Origin of the sequence: Xanthomonas sp. 3075 (genome assembly GCF_014197275.1) — a bacterium.
Taxonomy (GTDB): domain Bacteria; phylum Pseudomonadota; class Gammaproteobacteria; order Xanthomonadales; family Xanthomonadaceae; genus Xanthomonas; species Xanthomonas campestris_B.
The window spans coordinates 92,687-107,677 of the sequence record NZ_JACIFI010000014.1 but is presented as its reverse complement, the minus strand read 5'-3'; the positions used below and the strand labels follow the sequence as shown (position 1 = coordinate 107,677).

9 protein-coding genes and 1 riboswitch are annotated in these 14,991 nt (G+C 65.5%); of the genes, 4 read left to right on the top strand and 5 right to left on the bottom strand.

The annotated features are described in order from the left end of the window. Positions 1-32: 32 nt before the first annotated feature. Both GGR62_RS14285 and trxB read right to left on the bottom strand, forming a co-directional pair. Complete coding sequence (locus GGR62_RS14285) at positions 33-1,151, bottom strand: GNAT family N-acetyltransferase (RefSeq protein WP_184408527.1); 1,119 nt, start codon at positions 1,149-1,151, stop codon at positions 33-35. A gap of 60 nt (positions 1,152-1,211) precedes the next feature. After that, the gene (gene trxB / locus GGR62_RS14280; protein WP_184408526.1) at positions 1,212-2,180 is read right to left on the bottom strand and encodes a thioredoxin-disulfide reductase; all 969 of its coding nucleotides are present in this window, start codon (positions 2,178-2,180) and stop codon (positions 1,212-1,214) included. Positions 2,181-2,463: 283 nt separating this feature from the next. On the opposite strand from trxB, the gene GGR62_RS14275 reads away from it, so the two are divergent. From GGR62_RS14275 to GGR62_RS14260, 4 genes are all read left to right on the top strand, one after another. Further along, positions 2,464-4,818 (top strand): DNA translocase FtsK, encoded by a 2,355-nt coding sequence (locus tag GGR62_RS14275; RefSeq protein ID WP_184408525.1) that lies wholly within the window; start codon positions 2,464-2,466, stop codon positions 4,816-4,818. Between the two features lie 205 nt (positions 4,819-5,023). After that, a complete protein-coding gene (locus tag GGR62_RS14270) occupies positions 5,024-6,955 on the top strand; it encodes a DUF3857 and transglutaminase domain-containing protein (protein ID WP_184408524.1) in 1,932 nt (643 codons plus the stop codon). 62 nt (positions 6,956-7,017) lie between these two features. Beyond that, positions 7,018-7,689 carry an outer membrane lipoprotein chaperone LolA gene (gene lolA / locus GGR62_RS14265; protein ID WP_184408523.1) on the top strand — a complete coding sequence of 224 codons (672 nt, stop codon included), beginning with the start codon at positions 7,018-7,020 and terminating at the stop codon, positions 7,687-7,689. A 580-nt stretch (positions 7,690-8,269) separates the two neighbouring features. Continuing rightward, on the top strand, positions 8,270-9,556 hold the full coding sequence (locus GGR62_RS14260; RefSeq protein ID WP_221229217.1) for a replication-associated recombination protein A: 1,287 nt from the start codon (positions 8,270-8,272) through the stop codon (positions 9,554-9,556). A 42-nt stretch (positions 9,557-9,598) separates the two neighbouring features. Here GGR62_RS14260 and GGR62_RS14255 read toward each other — a convergent pair whose 3' ends face one another. The 3 genes from GGR62_RS14255 to GGR62_RS14245 all read right to left on the bottom strand — a co-directional run bounded on the left by GGR62_RS14255 (position 9,599) and on the right by GGR62_RS14245 (position 14,988). Continuing rightward, the gene (locus tag GGR62_RS14255) at positions 9,599-10,921 is read right to left on the bottom strand and encodes a voltage-gated chloride channel family protein (RefSeq protein ID WP_184408521.1); all 1,323 of its coding nucleotides are present in this window, start codon (positions 10,919-10,921) and stop codon (positions 9,599-9,601) included. A gap of 84 nt (positions 10,922-11,005) precedes the next feature. After that, positions 11,006-11,081, bottom strand: a riboswitch (Fluoride riboswitch). A gap of 173 nt (positions 11,082-11,254) precedes the next feature. Next, on the bottom strand, positions 11,255-12,460 hold the full coding sequence (locus tag GGR62_RS14250; protein WP_184408520.1) for an acetyl-CoA C-acyltransferase: 1,206 nt from the start codon (positions 12,458-12,460) through the stop codon (positions 11,255-11,257). Between the two features lie 155 nt (positions 12,461-12,615). After that, positions 12,616-14,988 carry a 3-hydroxyacyl-CoA dehydrogenase/enoyl-CoA hydratase family protein gene (locus GGR62_RS14245; RefSeq protein WP_184408519.1) on the bottom strand — a complete coding sequence of 791 codons (2,373 nt, stop codon included), beginning with the start codon at positions 14,986-14,988 and terminating at the stop codon, positions 12,616-12,618. Between the last annotated feature and the right edge of the window lie 3 nt (positions 14,989-14,991).

Here is a 14,991-nt window from a genome sequence, read left to right as displayed (position 1 = left end):
GCGTGCATGCCGCTGCTGTCGGTCGCGCTGGATCAATCGCGAAACGGGCTGTGCTCGGACAACTCATGCGCATGCCGGGCGACCGCATCGCGCTCGTCCGCACACCACTGCGCCAGTGGCTCGCGAAAGCCGGGATCGGCGATCCAGTGGCGGCTGCGCACGAGCGTCGGCAGGAAGCCGCGTGCGATCTTGTGCGTGCCTTGTGCGCCCGGCTCGAAGCGGGTGAGACCTTCGCGCAGGCAGTATTCGATGCCCTGGTAGTAGCAGGTTTCGAAATGCAGCCCGGGCAGCGCCTCGCCGCCCCAGTAACGCCCGTACAGCGTGTCGTGTCCGCGCAGGCACAGCGCGCCGGCAATCGGCTGCCCGTCCAGCTTGGCCAGAAACATCACCAGCTGGCGCGGCAGATGCTGGGCGAGATGGCGCAGGAACTGTGGCGTCAGCGCAGGCGAGTTGCCGTATTCGTTGAAGGTCTTGAGATAGAAGCCATACATCGCCTCCAGGTCCGCCTCGCTGGCCTGGTCGCCGTGCACCACGCGCAGTTGCACCCCGGCCCGCTGCACCTTGGCGCGCTCCTGGCGGATGTTCTTGCGGCGTTTGTGATCCATCGCCGCAAGAAAGCTCTCGAAATCGCTCCAGCCGCTGGCGTTGTGCCAGTGGTATTGCAAATCGTTGCGTTCCAGCCAGTCGGCATCGAAGGCGGCATCTTCATCAGCCAGATGAAAATTCACATGCGCCGAAGACAAGCTGCTGCGCTCCACCAGCTCGCGCATCGCGGCCAATAGATGACCGCGCCACTTGGGCGCGCCGAGCAGGCGCGGGCCGGTCACCGGGGAGTAGGGCACGCCGCACAGCCACTTGGGGAAATACTCCTGCCCATAGCGCGCGTAGGCATGCGCCCAGGCGTGGTCGAACACGAACTCGCCATGCGAATTGTTCTTCAGATACCCGGGCGCGGCAGCGACCAGCGTGTCGCCGTCCCACAGCGTCAGGTGCAGCGGATTCCAGCCCCAGTCCGGACGCAGGCAGCCCTCGCGTTCCAGGCCTTGCAGAAACCCATAGCTGATGAAGGGATGGGTGCCGTCGTGCAAGGCATCCCAGGCCCCGGCGGGAAGTTCGTCCAGCTGGCGACACCAGCGGGCGGTAACGCTCACGCGTTCAGCCCGCTGGCGATGCCGCTGCCCGCGCGGCGCGGCCGGCGGTCAGCGGCCACCTCAGGCACTCTTGTCCAGATAACGCTCGGCATCCAACGCAGCCATGCAGCCGAAGCCGGCCGAGGTGATGGCCTGGCGGTAGTGCTGGTCGGCGACGTCACCGGCTGCGAACACGCCGGCCACCGAGGTCTCGGTCGCTGCGCCGTTGAGGCCGGAGCGGATTTCCAGGTAGCCGTTGTTCATGGCCAGCTGGCCGTCGAACAGCTGCGTATTGGGATGGTGGCCGATGGCGACGAAGAAGCCGTGCGCGTCGATGTCGCGGGTGCTGCCGTCGATAGTGGACTTGACCCGCACACCGGTGACGCCGGCGTCGTTGCCCAGCACTTCGTCGATGGCGTGGTGCCAGACGGTTTCGATCTTGCCGGCGGCGACCTTGGCGAACAGCTTGTCCTGCATGATCTTTTCGGCGCGCAGCGTGTCGCGGCGATGGACCAGGTAGACCTTGCGGGCGATATTGGACAGGTACAGCGCTTCCTCGACCGCGGTGTTGCCGCCGCCGACCACGACCACGTCCTGGTCCTTGTAGAAGAACCCGTCGCAGGTGGCGCAGGCGGAGACGCCACGGCCCTTGAAGGCCTCTTCGCTGGGGATGCCCAGGTACTTGGCGGTGGCGCCGGTCGCGATGATCAGTGCGTCGCAGGTGTATTCGGCGCCGTCGCCGCTCAGCCGGAACGGCCGCTGCGACAGGTCGGCGGTGTGGATGTGGTCGAAGATCACCTCGGTCTCGAAGCGCTCGGCGTGTGCCTGCATGCGGGTCATCAGGTCCGGGCCCATCAAGCCGTGGGGGTCGCCCGGCCAGTTATCGACTTCGGTGGTGGTCATCAGCTGGCCGCCTTGCTGCAGGCCGGTGATCACCACCGGCTTGAGGTTGGCGCGGGCGGCGTAGACCGCGGCGGTCCAGCCGGCCGGGCCGGAGCCCAGGATCAGCAGGCGGGAATGCTTGGCGGAACTGGCAGAAGAGGCGCTCATGTATACTCGCGATCTAGGAATTGGCAGGGTTGGCGAACGCATTCGCGCCCCTCAGGCGGCATAGAGTGGCGGTCCCCACCCGGTGAATCAAGGCGGCGCGATGGAACTGCTTGAACCGCAGATGGCATGGTCCGCCCCGTCCGCGTAATCGACGCCGCCTTGTGCGGCGTTTTTTGTTGACCGCTGAATACCGTGGCGACCGGTCGTCATGCAACAGCTGAAACCGTGGCCTCAGTCGTTTATTATCAACCACTAACAGCATTTTTCTAAGGTCTGGCTACAGGTGGCAAAGCAGGTTCCCGAACGCAGCAAGCCCGCAGAAGGCAAGACGTCCTCGCGCAAGACGGCGGCGGACACTCCGCGTCGGCAAAAGCTCTGGCGCGATCTGGCATTGATCGCAGTGGCGCCGCTGCTGCTGTATCTGCTGGCCAGTCTGTTCACCTACTCGAGCGCCGATCCGGGTTGGTCGCAGACCGGCAGCGTGGTCGCGCCGATACACAACATGGGCGGCCGCGTCGGCGCCTGGACCGCCGACGTACTGCTGCAGCTGTTCGGCTACGTGGCCTTCCTGCTGCCGGTGGTGCTGGGTGCGGTGGCCTGGATCGCCTTGTTCGGCATGGACAAGGAAGGGCAGGCCGAAGCCGATCTGGGGCCGGCATTGCGGTTGGTCGGCATGGTCGGGTTCCTGATCGCCTCGACCGGCTTCCTGCATCTGCGCCTGTTCACCGGCGACGTGGCCGGGGCCGGCGGCATCCTGGGTCGGCTGGTCAGCAATTCGTTGAGCGCCGGCTTTGGCGCATTGGGCGCCAATCTCTTCGTGCTGGTGCTGCTGCTGGTCTCGATCACCCTGGCCACCGGGCTGTCGTGGTTTGCGGTGATGGAGCGCATCGGCACCTGGGTGCTGGCGCTGGGGCCGCTGCTGCAGCGCAAGAGCCATCAGGCCACCGAGTGGCAGCAGACCCGGGTGATGCGCGAGGAGCGCGAGGAAGTGCGCAAGGTCGATGCGGTCAAGCAGGCCAAGCGCGAGCCGGTCAAGATCGAGGCGCCGCCGGCGGTGGTGGTGGAGAAGAGCGAGCGCGCCAAGCGCGACACCCAGATCCCGATGTTCCAGGGCGTCAGCACCGACGGCTCGGACCTGCCGCCGCTGGCGCTGCTGGACGACCCCAAGCCGCAGGCCAAGGGCTATTCGGAAGAGACGCTGGAAACGCTGTCGCGGCAGATCGAGTTCAAGCTCAAGGACTTCCGCATCGAGGCGCAGGTGGTCGGGGCCTATCCGGGGCCGGTGATTACCCGCTTCGAGATCGAGCCGGCGCCGGGCATCAAGGTCAGCCAGATCAGTTCGCTGGACAAGGACATCGCGCGCGGGCTGTCGGTGAAGTCGGTGCGCGTGGTCGACGTGATCCCGGGCAAGTCGGTGGTGGGTCTGGAGATCCCCAACGTGACCCGCGAGATGATCTTCCTGTCCGAGCTGCTGCGCTCCAAGGAATACGACAAGTCGACCAGCCCGCTGACGCTTGCCCTGGGCAAGGACATCGCCGGCCGCCCGACCGTGGCCGATCTGGCGCGCATGCCGCATTTGCTGGTTGCCGGTACCACCGGCTCGGGCAAGTCGGTGGCGGTCAATGCGATGGTGCTGAGCCTGCTGTTCAAGGCCTCGCACAAGGAACTGCGGATGCTGATGATCGACCCGAAGATGCTCGAACTGAGCGTCTACCAGGGCATCCCGCATCTGCTGGCGCCGGTGGTCACCGACATGAAGGAGGCCGCCAACGGCCTGCGCTGGTGCGTGGCCGAGATGGAGCGCCGCTACAAGCTGATGAGCGCGGTGGGCGTGCGCAACCTGGCCGGCTTCAACAAGAAGATCAAGGACGCCATCGACGCCGGCCAGCCGATGATGGACCCGCTTTTCAAGCCGAACCCGGAACTGGGCGAAGCGCCGCGACCGCTGGAGACGCTGCCGTTCATCGTCATCTTCATCGACGAATTCGCCGACATGATGATGATCGTCGGCAAGAAGGTCGAAGAACTCATTGCGCGTCTGGCGCAGAAGGCGCGTGCGGCCGGCATCCACTTGATCCTGGCCACGCAGCGGCCGTCTGTGGACGTGATTACCGGCCTCATCAAGGCCAACATCCCGACCCGCGTGGCGTTCCAGGTCAGTTCCAAGATCGACTCGCGCACCATCCTGGACCAGTCCGGCGCCGAGGCGCTGCTGGGCAATGGCGACATGCTGTATCTGCCGCCGGGCACCGCGCTGCCGGACCGTGTGCATGGCGCCTTCGTCAGCGACGAGGAAGTGCATCGGGTGGTCGAGCATCTCAAGGCCAGCGGGCCGGTGTCCTACGTCGAAGGCGTGCTGGACGAAGTGCAGACCATGGGCGATGGCACCGTGGTCGGTGCGACCGGCCTGCCCGAGAGTAGTGGCGGCGGTGGCGACGAGTCCGACCCGCTGTACGACGAGGCTCTGCGCATCGTCACCGAAACCCGGCGTGCGTCGATCTCCGGCGTGCAGCGGCGCTTGAAGATCGGCTACAACCGCGCCGCGCGTTTGATCGAAGCGATGGAAGCGGCTGGCGTGGTCAGCCAGCCAGAGCACAACGGTGACCGCACCGTGCTGGCACCGCCGCCGCCTAAGTAAGCCGCGAGGCGATGTGGCAGCGGCACGTGCTGGCTGCGGATTGAGGGCGGGGGGGGCGGGTGCCGACCTGGCGGCGACGTACCACGTTGCAGCCGATTCAGCGGTGCGTGAAGTCGGTGTTGTTGGACCTATGCACCTGCCATTGCCGGCCACAACGGCTACCCTGTTGTGCAAGGGCCGCTCCGGCTCGCTGCGATCGAGACCCATGCTGCATCGTCTTCTGCTGTTGCTCGTGTTGCCGAGCTTCCTTCCGCTGCTGGCCCAGGCCCAGGCCCAGCAGCAGACTGCGCCTGCGGCAACCGCTGCGCGTACCCAGGCCGACACCAACTACAGTTTCGTGCGCTATCGCGCCGACTACGAAGTGCGCGACGACGCCAGCAGCGTGGAAACCGATGCCTACGAAATCCTGCTCAAGACCAAGTCGGCGGTGGAACAATTCAGCCAGGTGCGGCTGAGCTATAGCGAGAAGATGGAAACCCTGGAGGTGCTGGAGGCCTACACCGTCACCGCCGAAGGGCTGCGCCAGGACGTGGCGGCCGACAAGATCTACACCCAGGAGAGCTATTCCAGCGCCTCGGCGGCGATGTACGCCGATCGCAAGGTCAAGGTGGTGGTGTTCCCCAACCTGGCGCCCGGTGCGCGCATCGTCTATCGCGTACGCCGTGCGCAGAACACCCCGTATTTCCCTGGCTATTTCAGCCTGTGGGAGACCTTCAGCGTGTTCGCGCAGTACGACGATGCGGTGGTCACGCTGGTGGCGCCGAAGTCGCTGCCGATGCATCTGTCGGTGCGCGGGTTGCAGGGCGGCACCAAGCCGGTGGTACGCGGCGATCAGGCCCGCTGGGAGTGGCGCTACCAACGCGCCATGCCGATGAAGAACCAGAACTGGAGCGCGGCGACCTGGGAGTTCAGCCCCACCTTGATGGCCAGCACCTTCGACAGCTGGTCGCAGATGGGACTGGCGTATCACGTCAAGGGCGGACGCGCGGCAGCGGTGACGCCGGCGATCCAATCGTTGGCCGATGCAGTCACCAAGGGGATCGACGACCCGCGCGCGCAGGCGGCGGCGTTATACGCCTGGGTCGCACGCAATATCCGCTACGTGGCGGTGTATCTGGGCAATGGCGGTCTGGAGCCCAACAGTGCCGACAGCATCCTGGCCAACCACTATGGCGACTGCAAGGATCACACGGTGATTCTGGAAGCCTTGCTCGCGGCCAAGGGCATCGACAGCACGCCGGTGCTGATCGGCGCCGAGGGCGGGCCGACGCTGCCGCCGATTCCGGTGCTCGGCCGCTTCAATCACGCCATTACCTATATCCCGGCGTTCGATCTGTATGTCGATTCGACCAACCCCTACGCACGTTTCGGCCAACTGCCGGCCGGCGACCTTGGCGCCCCGGTGGTGCATACGCGCGATGGCAAGGTCACACAGACGCCGCCGAACGACCGCAAGGTCAATCGCTACGTCGCACGCACCGAGTATCGCTTCACTCCGCAGGGCGGGCTTGAGGGGCTGACCACGCTCGATAGCGGACAGACCGGCGAGGTGGGCTTGCGCGCGATGTTCGTACAGCTCAATGCGCAGAACCGCAATCGTATCGAGGAGTCGATCATTGCCCAGTCCGGTTTCGACGGCACCGGCGATCTGTTGATCCAGGGCGACCCGCTGGATCTGGATGCGCCGTTCAATTACCGGTACGCGTTCCAGGCCAAGGATGCGGTGGATTTTTCGGTGGTCGGCGGCATGACCTTGCCCGATATGCCGGGTGCCGAATCGACGCGTGCGATCTACACGACCACCTCGGCCGAAGACAACCTGACTCCGTTCTACTGCAACGACAGCGTGCGTGAAGAGACCTATGTGGTTCGCTTCCCGGACACCGTGCCGATCATCGCGATCCCGCGCAGCACAACATTTCGTAACGCCGCCGGTGAATATGCCGTCGAGTGGACGCGTCAAGGCCAGACCGTGACCGCGGTGCATCGGCTGCAACGCGCCGCCGTGCGCGGGCCGCAGGCGCTGTGCCAGCCGCAGGACTACCGCGCGTTCCGGCAGTTGTACCAGCAGGTGCGGCGCGGCTTTCGCGGACAGATCGTCTACGGCGATCTGTCCAAGGTGCAGACCGCACCGTGAGAGGCGGCGGCACGCCGTTCTCATCATGAACGCGTCGCGCGATAGCGCTCGCCCATTCATCCATGAAGTATCAAAATCCACCGATGTCCTTTTGGAAGACCGCGATGCATCGCCAGCTCCGTTATGCCGTTCTCGCCGCCGCTCTGTTCGCCGGCACCGCAGTTGCCGGTGCGCGTCAGGAGCTGGACACGTTCACGCGCGGCCTCAAGGGGCTGGACGGGCAGTTCAGCCAGCAGGTCGCCGATGCCAATGGCCGGGTCAAGGAACGTTCGAGCGGGCGGGTGGCGTTGTCGGCACCGCGCCAGTTCCGTTGGGAATATGCCAAGCCCTATAAACAATTGATCGTGGCCGACGGCAAGAAAGTGTGGGTGTTCGACCCCGACCTGGAGCAGGTGACCGTGCGCGCGCAGGGGAGCGAGGAACAGAACAGTCCGCTGGTGGCGTTGATCGATCCGGCGCGTCTGGACAAGCAATACGACGTCAGCGAGGAAGCCGCACCGCGCGACGGGTTGCAGTGGTTGTCGCTGACGCCCAAGGTCGATACCGAAGCCAGCTTCCAGATGGCCTCGCTGGGGTTCGGCAAGGACGGACTGGCGAAGATGGAAGTGGTGGATGCGGTCGGCCAGCGCACCGCGATCAGCTTCAGCGGCTGGAAGCGCAATCCCGCATTCGCCGCCGACACCTTTCGCTACATTCCGGCCAAAGGCGTGGACGTGGTCGGCGACGCGCAATAAGAGCAGCTAACAAAAGCTAGCGAGCGCCTGTCAGTGAGTGCAGTGGTTTTGTCGGCCGTATCTTGGTGGATGCCGTCAGAAGTCCAGATCAAACACTGAGTGGGTCGAATGCGGGGTGCCCTCACTGCTGGCGGGACACCCCGCAAGTACGTCCATGTAGGCTCGGTGGCGGAATCCATGCCGCCACACGGTCCCGCAAGCGGCCAGGACACCGCACCAGAGACTCCGCTGGTTGCTGTGTTTAAACCCATGCATGCCGACCATCTCGACTGGTCCTTGCCCGCCCAGCGTCGCGTAAGAGCTTCCAAGGACGTACTTGCAGCGTGTCCCGCGACGCTGGGCGGGCAAGGGCCCTGCAGCCAGGCCGCAGATAGTGGGCCTGCAGTAGGCTGACGCGAAGTCGTTTTGTTAGCCGCTCTTAGCCCTCGCTTGCAGCATCCGCGCAGCCAGCGGCCTTCTTCGCAGAAGGGCGTTGGCTGACGCGATACAATGACCCGTGGCACGAACCAAGCTCCCCATCGCTCCCGAAGCCGATCTGCTCAGCGTAGACGGCGAGCATCTGCGTCCGCTGGCCGAGCGCATGCGTCCGCGCACCCTCGACGAAATGGTCGGGCAGAAGCGACTGCTGGCGCCCGATAGCGCGTTGCGACGCGCGGTGGAATCCGGCCGCGTGCATTCGATGATCCTGTGGGGCCCGCCCGGCTGCGGCAAGACCACCCTGGCGCTGCTGCTGGCGCATTATGCCGATGCCGAGTTCAAGGCGATCTCGGCGGTGCTGTCGGGTTTGCCCGAGGTACGCCAGGTACTGGCCGAAGCTGCGCAGCGCTTCGCCAGCGGTCGCCGCACGGTGTTGTTCGTCGACGAGGTGCACCGCTTCAACAAGGCGCAGCAGGACGCGTTCCTGCCGCATATCGAGCGCGGCACGATCCTGTTCGTCGGCGCGACCACCGAAAATCCCTCGTTCGAATTGAACTCGGCATTGCTATCGCGTTGCCGCGTGCATGTGCTGGAAGGCGTTTCGCCGCAGGACATCGTCGAGGCCTTGCAGCGCGCGCTGCACGATCCGGAGCGTGGGCTAGGGCAGGAGACGATCCAGGTCAGCGATGCCTCGCTGCTGGAAATCGCCAGCGCTGCCGACGGCGATGTGCGGCGGGCGCTCACGCTGCTGGAGATCGCCGCAGAACTGGCGAGCGGCGAGGGCGGTGAGATCACCCCGCAGACGCTGCTGCAGGTGCTGGCCGACCGCACGCGCCGCTTCGACAAGAATGGCGAGCAGTTCTACGACCAGATCTCGGCGCTACACAAGTCGGTGCGCAGCTCCAATCCCGATGCCGCGTTGTACTGGCTCACCCGCATGCTCGACGGCGGTTGCGATCCGGCCTATCTGGCGCGGCGGCTGACCCGCATGGCGATCGAGGACATCGGCCTGGCCGATCCGCGCGCGCAGAGCATGGCGCTGGAGGCCTGGGATATCTACGAGCGTCTCGGCAGCCCGGAAGGCGAACTGGCCTTCGCGCAACTGGTGCTGTATCTGGCCAGCACCGCCAAGTCCAACGCCGGCTACGCGGCCTTCAACCAGGCCAAGGCCGAGGTGCGCGCCACCGGCACGCAAGAAGTGCCGCTGCATCTGCGTAATGCGCCGACCAAGCTGATGAAGACGCTCGGCTACGGTCAGGACTATCAATACGACCACGATGCCGAAGGCGGGATCGCGCTGGACCAGACCGGCTTTCCGGATGCAATGGGCGAGCGGGTCTATTACACCCCGGTGCCGCGCGGGCTGGAGATCAAGCTCAAGGAAAAGCTCGATCGCCTGCGCGAGGCCAGGGCGCAGGCGCGCGCCGACAAGGGCAGGGCAGGCACTTAGCGCAGCGGCAGCTCGAGCGGCTGCCGCCACGACCGCAGCGACTCACTGCCTGTTGTCGTGGTCCGCGGCGGCGCTGCGCTGCGAGTCCGCCGCAGGCAGGTCGGCAGGCCGTGCGGTGTCTTCCGGACCGATGCTACGCCGATGATGCTTGCCATCGCCGATGCGCTGCGCGTGATAGATGCCGCGATGGCCGGAGAACAGGTAGGCGGTGATACAGGCAACGGCGGCAAAGGGGGCGATGTCGGCGCCGAACAGTTCGACCGCCATCAGCGTCGAGGCGATCGGGGTGTTGGACGCGCCGGCGAACACCGCGACCAGGCCCAGCCCGGCCAGCATCGAGAACGGCAGTTGCAGCAGGGGCGCCAGTGCGTTGCCCAGGGTCGCGCCGATGTAGAACAAGGGAGTGACCTCGCCACCCTTGAAGCCGGTGGCCAACGACGCCACGGTGAAGCAGGCCTTGCCGAGAAAATCCCAGGGTGCCATGGGTTCGTGGAAGGCGCGCACGATCTCCGGGATGCCCAGCCCGATGTAACGCTGCGTGCCCAGCAGCCAGACCGCCAGGGCAATCACCACGCCACCCAGCAGGGGCCGCAGCGGCGCATAGGCGATCGCCTGCTTGACCGATTGACCCAGGCGATGCGTGGCCGTGGCGAACAGCCTGCCGACCAGGCCGAACACCACGCCGGCCGCCATCACCGCCAATACGCTGCCGACACCGACCGGCACGATGCGCTCGATCGCATAGTGCGTGTGGTGGATGCCCCAGGCCAGGCACACCTGATTGGCCACGATCGCGGCCACCGTGCAAGGCAACAGCGCGTCGTAACGCAAGCGGCCGATGACCAGGACTTCGAGCCCGAAGATCGCACCCGCCAGCGGCGTGCCGAACACCGAGGCGAAACCGGCGCTGATGCCGGCCATCAGCAGCAGGCGCCGGTCCTGGTGCAGGAGACGGAACACACGCGTCAGTTGGTCGGCGAGCGCCGCGCCCATCTGCACCGCCGTGCCCTCGCGCCCGACCGAGGCGCCGAACAAGTGGGAGATCACCGTGCCCCCCAGCACCAGCGGCGCCATGCGCAGCGGCAACGTTTTCCGGGGATCGTGGATTTCGTCGATGATCAGGTTGTTGCCCGCGTCCACGTCCTTGCCCAGCAAGTGGTAGACCAGGCCAACGCCGAATCCGGCCACAGGCAACAGCCAGAGTACCCAGGCATGGCTTTCACGCCAGGCGGTCGCCGCCTCCAGCGCCAGCAGGAACAGCGCCGACGCCGTACCCGCCAGGACGCCCACCACGCTGGCGATCGCCAGCCACTTGGCAAGCTGTAGGAAAAGATCGAAATACTCGGGGCGGCGGAATCTGGACATGGCAGCCTGTCGCTTGGGACGTGATGGCTGGCACGGCAGGGAGTTGTGAGCAGAGACGCGCCTACAATCCCTGGCCGGGCCAGAGTTCTTGTAGGCGTCATCAGTAGCGATCGCTACGGTTGATGGTACAGCGCGGAGGAACGCCATCTCCGAGAAGTGAGAATAATCCCGCGCCGCTTGGGTGTCCAGCCGCTGCCTTGTGGCATAGCCCGACAAGCGGTCCGCTTGCCGACGGCAATGGATCGGTCTGAGACACTGGATTGGAGCGCGCGCGCTCCAATCCATTCCGGGCCATCGCAGCGGCAGTCGCTGCCGGGCCGCTGGCTGCGCGGTTTACAGCGCCTCGATGATGCCCGCCGCGCCCATGCCGGTGCCGATGCACATGGTGACCATGCCGTACTTCTGTTGACGACGACGCAGGCCGTGCACCAGCGTGGCAGCACGGATCGCGCCGGTCGCGCCGAGCGGGTGGCCAAGCGCGATCGCGCCGCCTAACGGGTTGACCTTGGACGGATCCAGCTCGCTATCGCGGATCACCGCCAACGCCTGTGCAGCGAAGGCTTCGTTGAGCTCGATCCAGTCGATCTGGTCCTTGGTCAGGCCGGCCTGCTTGAGCGCCTTGGGAATCGCGGCGATCGGGCCGATGCCCATCACTTCCGGGCGCACGCCGGCTACCGAGAAGCTGACGAAGCGGGCCAGCGGGGTCAGGCCGTAATCCTTGATCGCCTGCTCGGAGGCCAGTAGCACCGCACCAGCGCCATCGCTCATCTGCGACGAATTGCCGGCGGTGACGCTGCCGCCGAACTGGCCGTTACGGAACACCGGGCGCAGTTTGGCAAGGCCTTCGAGCGAGCTGTCCGGGCGCGGGCCTTCGTCGGTGTCGACCAGCCGCTTGCGCAGCGCGATGACGTTGCCTTGCAGGTCAGGTTGATGCGAGAGGATTTCGTACGGGGTGATCTCGTCGCGGAACTCGCCCGCCGCGATCGCTGCAATCGCCTTCTGATGCGAGGCCAGTGCGAATGCATCCTGATCTTCGCGCGAGACCTTCCATTCTTCGGCGACCTTTTCGGCGGTGATGCCCATGCCGTAGGCAATGGCCACATGGTCGTCGGCAAACACACTTGGCGACATCGCCACCTTGTTGCCCATCATCGGCACCATCGACATCGACTCGGTGCCGCCGGCCAGCATCAGGTCGGCGTTGCCCAGACGGATCTGGTCGGCCGCCATTGCGATGGCCTGGATGCCGGACGAACAGAAGCGATTGATGGTCTGGCCAGCCACGGTGTTGGGCAGGCCGGCGAGCAGCACGCCGATGCGCGCCACGTTCATGCCTTGCTCGCCCTCGGGCATCGCGCAGCCGATGATGGCATCGTCGATCCGCGACAGATCGATACCCGGCGCCTGCGCCACCACCGCGCGCAACACGTGCGCCAGCATGTCGTCGGGACGGGTATTGCGGAACACGCCCTTGGGCGCCTTGCCGACCGGCGTACGCGTGGCGGCAACGATGTAGGCTTCTTGAATCTGCTTGCTCATGTGGCTTTCTCCGAAAGCCGGGAATGGGGAGTGGGGAATCGGGAATCGCAACTGCGGATTCGCCTGAGTTCACCCTCGACATCGACCGGCAGAATAGTGGAGGAGCAGGGAATCGATTCGGCTTTTCACCATTCCCGATTCCCCATTCCCGATTCTCAGTTCCTCAGCGGCTTACCCGTCTTGAGCATGTGCCCAATCCGCGCCTGGGTCTTTTCCTGCTGGGCCAGTTCGACGAAGTGCTTACGCTCCAGCTTGAGCAGCCATTCCTCGTCGACCAGCGCGCCGCGATCGACTTCGCCGCCGCACATCACGGTGGCGATGCGGGTGGCGATTTCGTAGTCGTATTCGCTGATGAAGCGGCCTTCCAGCATGTTGACCAGCAGCATCTTGAAGGTGGCGATGCCGACGTCGCCGGCGACCTGGATGCGGCGTGCCGGCAGCGGGGCGCGGTAGCCGCCCTCGGCCAGCGCGCGCGCTTCGGCCTTGGCGATGTGCAGCGCCTCGAAGCTGTTGAACACCACCTTGTCGGTGCCGCGCAGCAGGCCCAGTTCCTGGGCGTTGACCGCCGAGTTGGAGACCTTGGCCATCGCGATGGTTTCGAAGGTCTTCTTCAGTTCGGCGAACACATCGCCGCCCGGACCCGCGGCTTGCGAGGCGCGCACGGCGATTTCCTTCAGTCCGCCGCCGGCCGGCAGCAGGCCGACGCCGGCCTCGACCAGACCGATGTAGCTTTCCAGCGAGGCCACCGTCTTGGCGCTATGCATCTGGAACTCGCAACCGCCGCCCAGCGCCAGTCCGCGCACGGCCGAAATCACCGGCACCTGCGCGTACTTGATGCGCTGGCTGGTGGCCTGGAAGTTGGCGACCAGCGCTTCGAACGCATCGACCTTGTCGGCCTGCAGCAGGCCCAGCGCGCCAGCCAGATCGGCGCCGGCGGAGAAGGGTTCCTTCTGCTGCCAGATCACCAGCCCGGCGAAGTCCTTCTCGGCGCGGCCAACCACGTCCTGCAAGCCGTTGAGTACGTGATCGGACACGGTGTTCATCTTGGTCTTGAAGCTGACCACCGCGATGTCGTCGCCGTCGTGCCACATGCGCACGCCATCGTTTTCGAACACCGTCTCGCCCGGCGAGAACTGCTCGCCCAGGAGCGGATCGGGGAAGCGCTGGCGCTTGTAGACCGGCAGTGCCGAGCGCGGCAGCTTGGCGTCGCGCGCAGGGCTGTACGACCCTTCGGCCGCATGCACGCCATCGCGGCCATCGAACACCCAATTCGGCAGCGGTGCGCTGCTCATGCTCTTGCCGTTGGAGATATCTTCGGCAATCCACTGCGCCACCTGCTTCCAGCCGGCGGCCTGCCAGGTTTCGAACGGGCCAAGCGACCAGCCGTAGCCCCAGCGGATCGCCAGATCCACGTCGCGCGCAGTCTCGGCGATGTCGGCCAGATGGAAGGCGCTGTAGTGGAACAGGTCGCGGAAGCTGGCCCACAGGAACTGCGCCTGCGGATGCTGGCTTTCACGCAGTTTGGCGAACTTTTCGGCCGGATTCTTGATCTTGAGGATCTCGATCACTTCCGGTGCAGCGCTGCGATCGGCGGTTCTGTAATCCTGTTTCTCCAGATCCAGCACCACGATGTCCTTGCCGACCTTGCGGAAGATGCCGGCACCGACCTTCTGGCCGAGCGCGCCCTTGCCGATCAACGCCTCCAGCCACTTCGGCGACTTGAAATACTGATGCCACGGATCGTCGGGCAGGGTGTCGCCCATGGTCTTGATCACGTGCGCCATGGTGTCCAGGCCGACCACGTCCGAGGTGCGGTAGGTCGCCGACTTCGGGCGCCCGACCAGCGGACCGGTCAGCGCATCGACTTCATCGAAGCCCAGGCCGAACTCGGCGGTGTGGTGGATGGTGGACAGGATCGAGAACACGCCGATGCGGTTGCCGATGAAGTTCGGGGTGTCCTTCGCATACACCACGCCCTTGCCGAGCGTGGTCACCAGGAAGCTTTCCAGCCCTTCCAGCACGGCCTTGTCGGTGCCCTTGGCCGGAATCAGTTCGGCCAGGTGCATGTAGCGCGGCGGGTTGAAGAAATGCACGCCGCAGAAGCGGTGGCGCAGTTGCTCGGGCAGCACGTCGGAGAGCTTGTTGATGCCCAGGCCGGAGGTGTTGGATGCCAGCACCGCATGCTCGGCCACGAACGGGGCGATCTTCTTGTACAGGTCCTGCTTCCAGTCCATGCGCTCGGCGATCGCTTCGATGATCAGGTCGCAATCGCGCAACTGCTCCAGGCCGCTTTCGTAGTTGGCCGGCGTGATCGCCTCGGCCAAGGCTTTGCTGGCGAGCGGGGCAGGGCTGAGCTTGCCGAGGTTGGCAATGGCCTTGAGCACGATGCCGTCGGCCGGACCTTCCTTGGCAGGCAAATCGAACAGCACGGTGTCGACACCGGCGTTGGTGAGATGCGCGGCGATCTGCGCGCCCATGACGCCGGCACCGAGCACGGCGGCACGACGGACTAGCAACGGATTGGACATAGC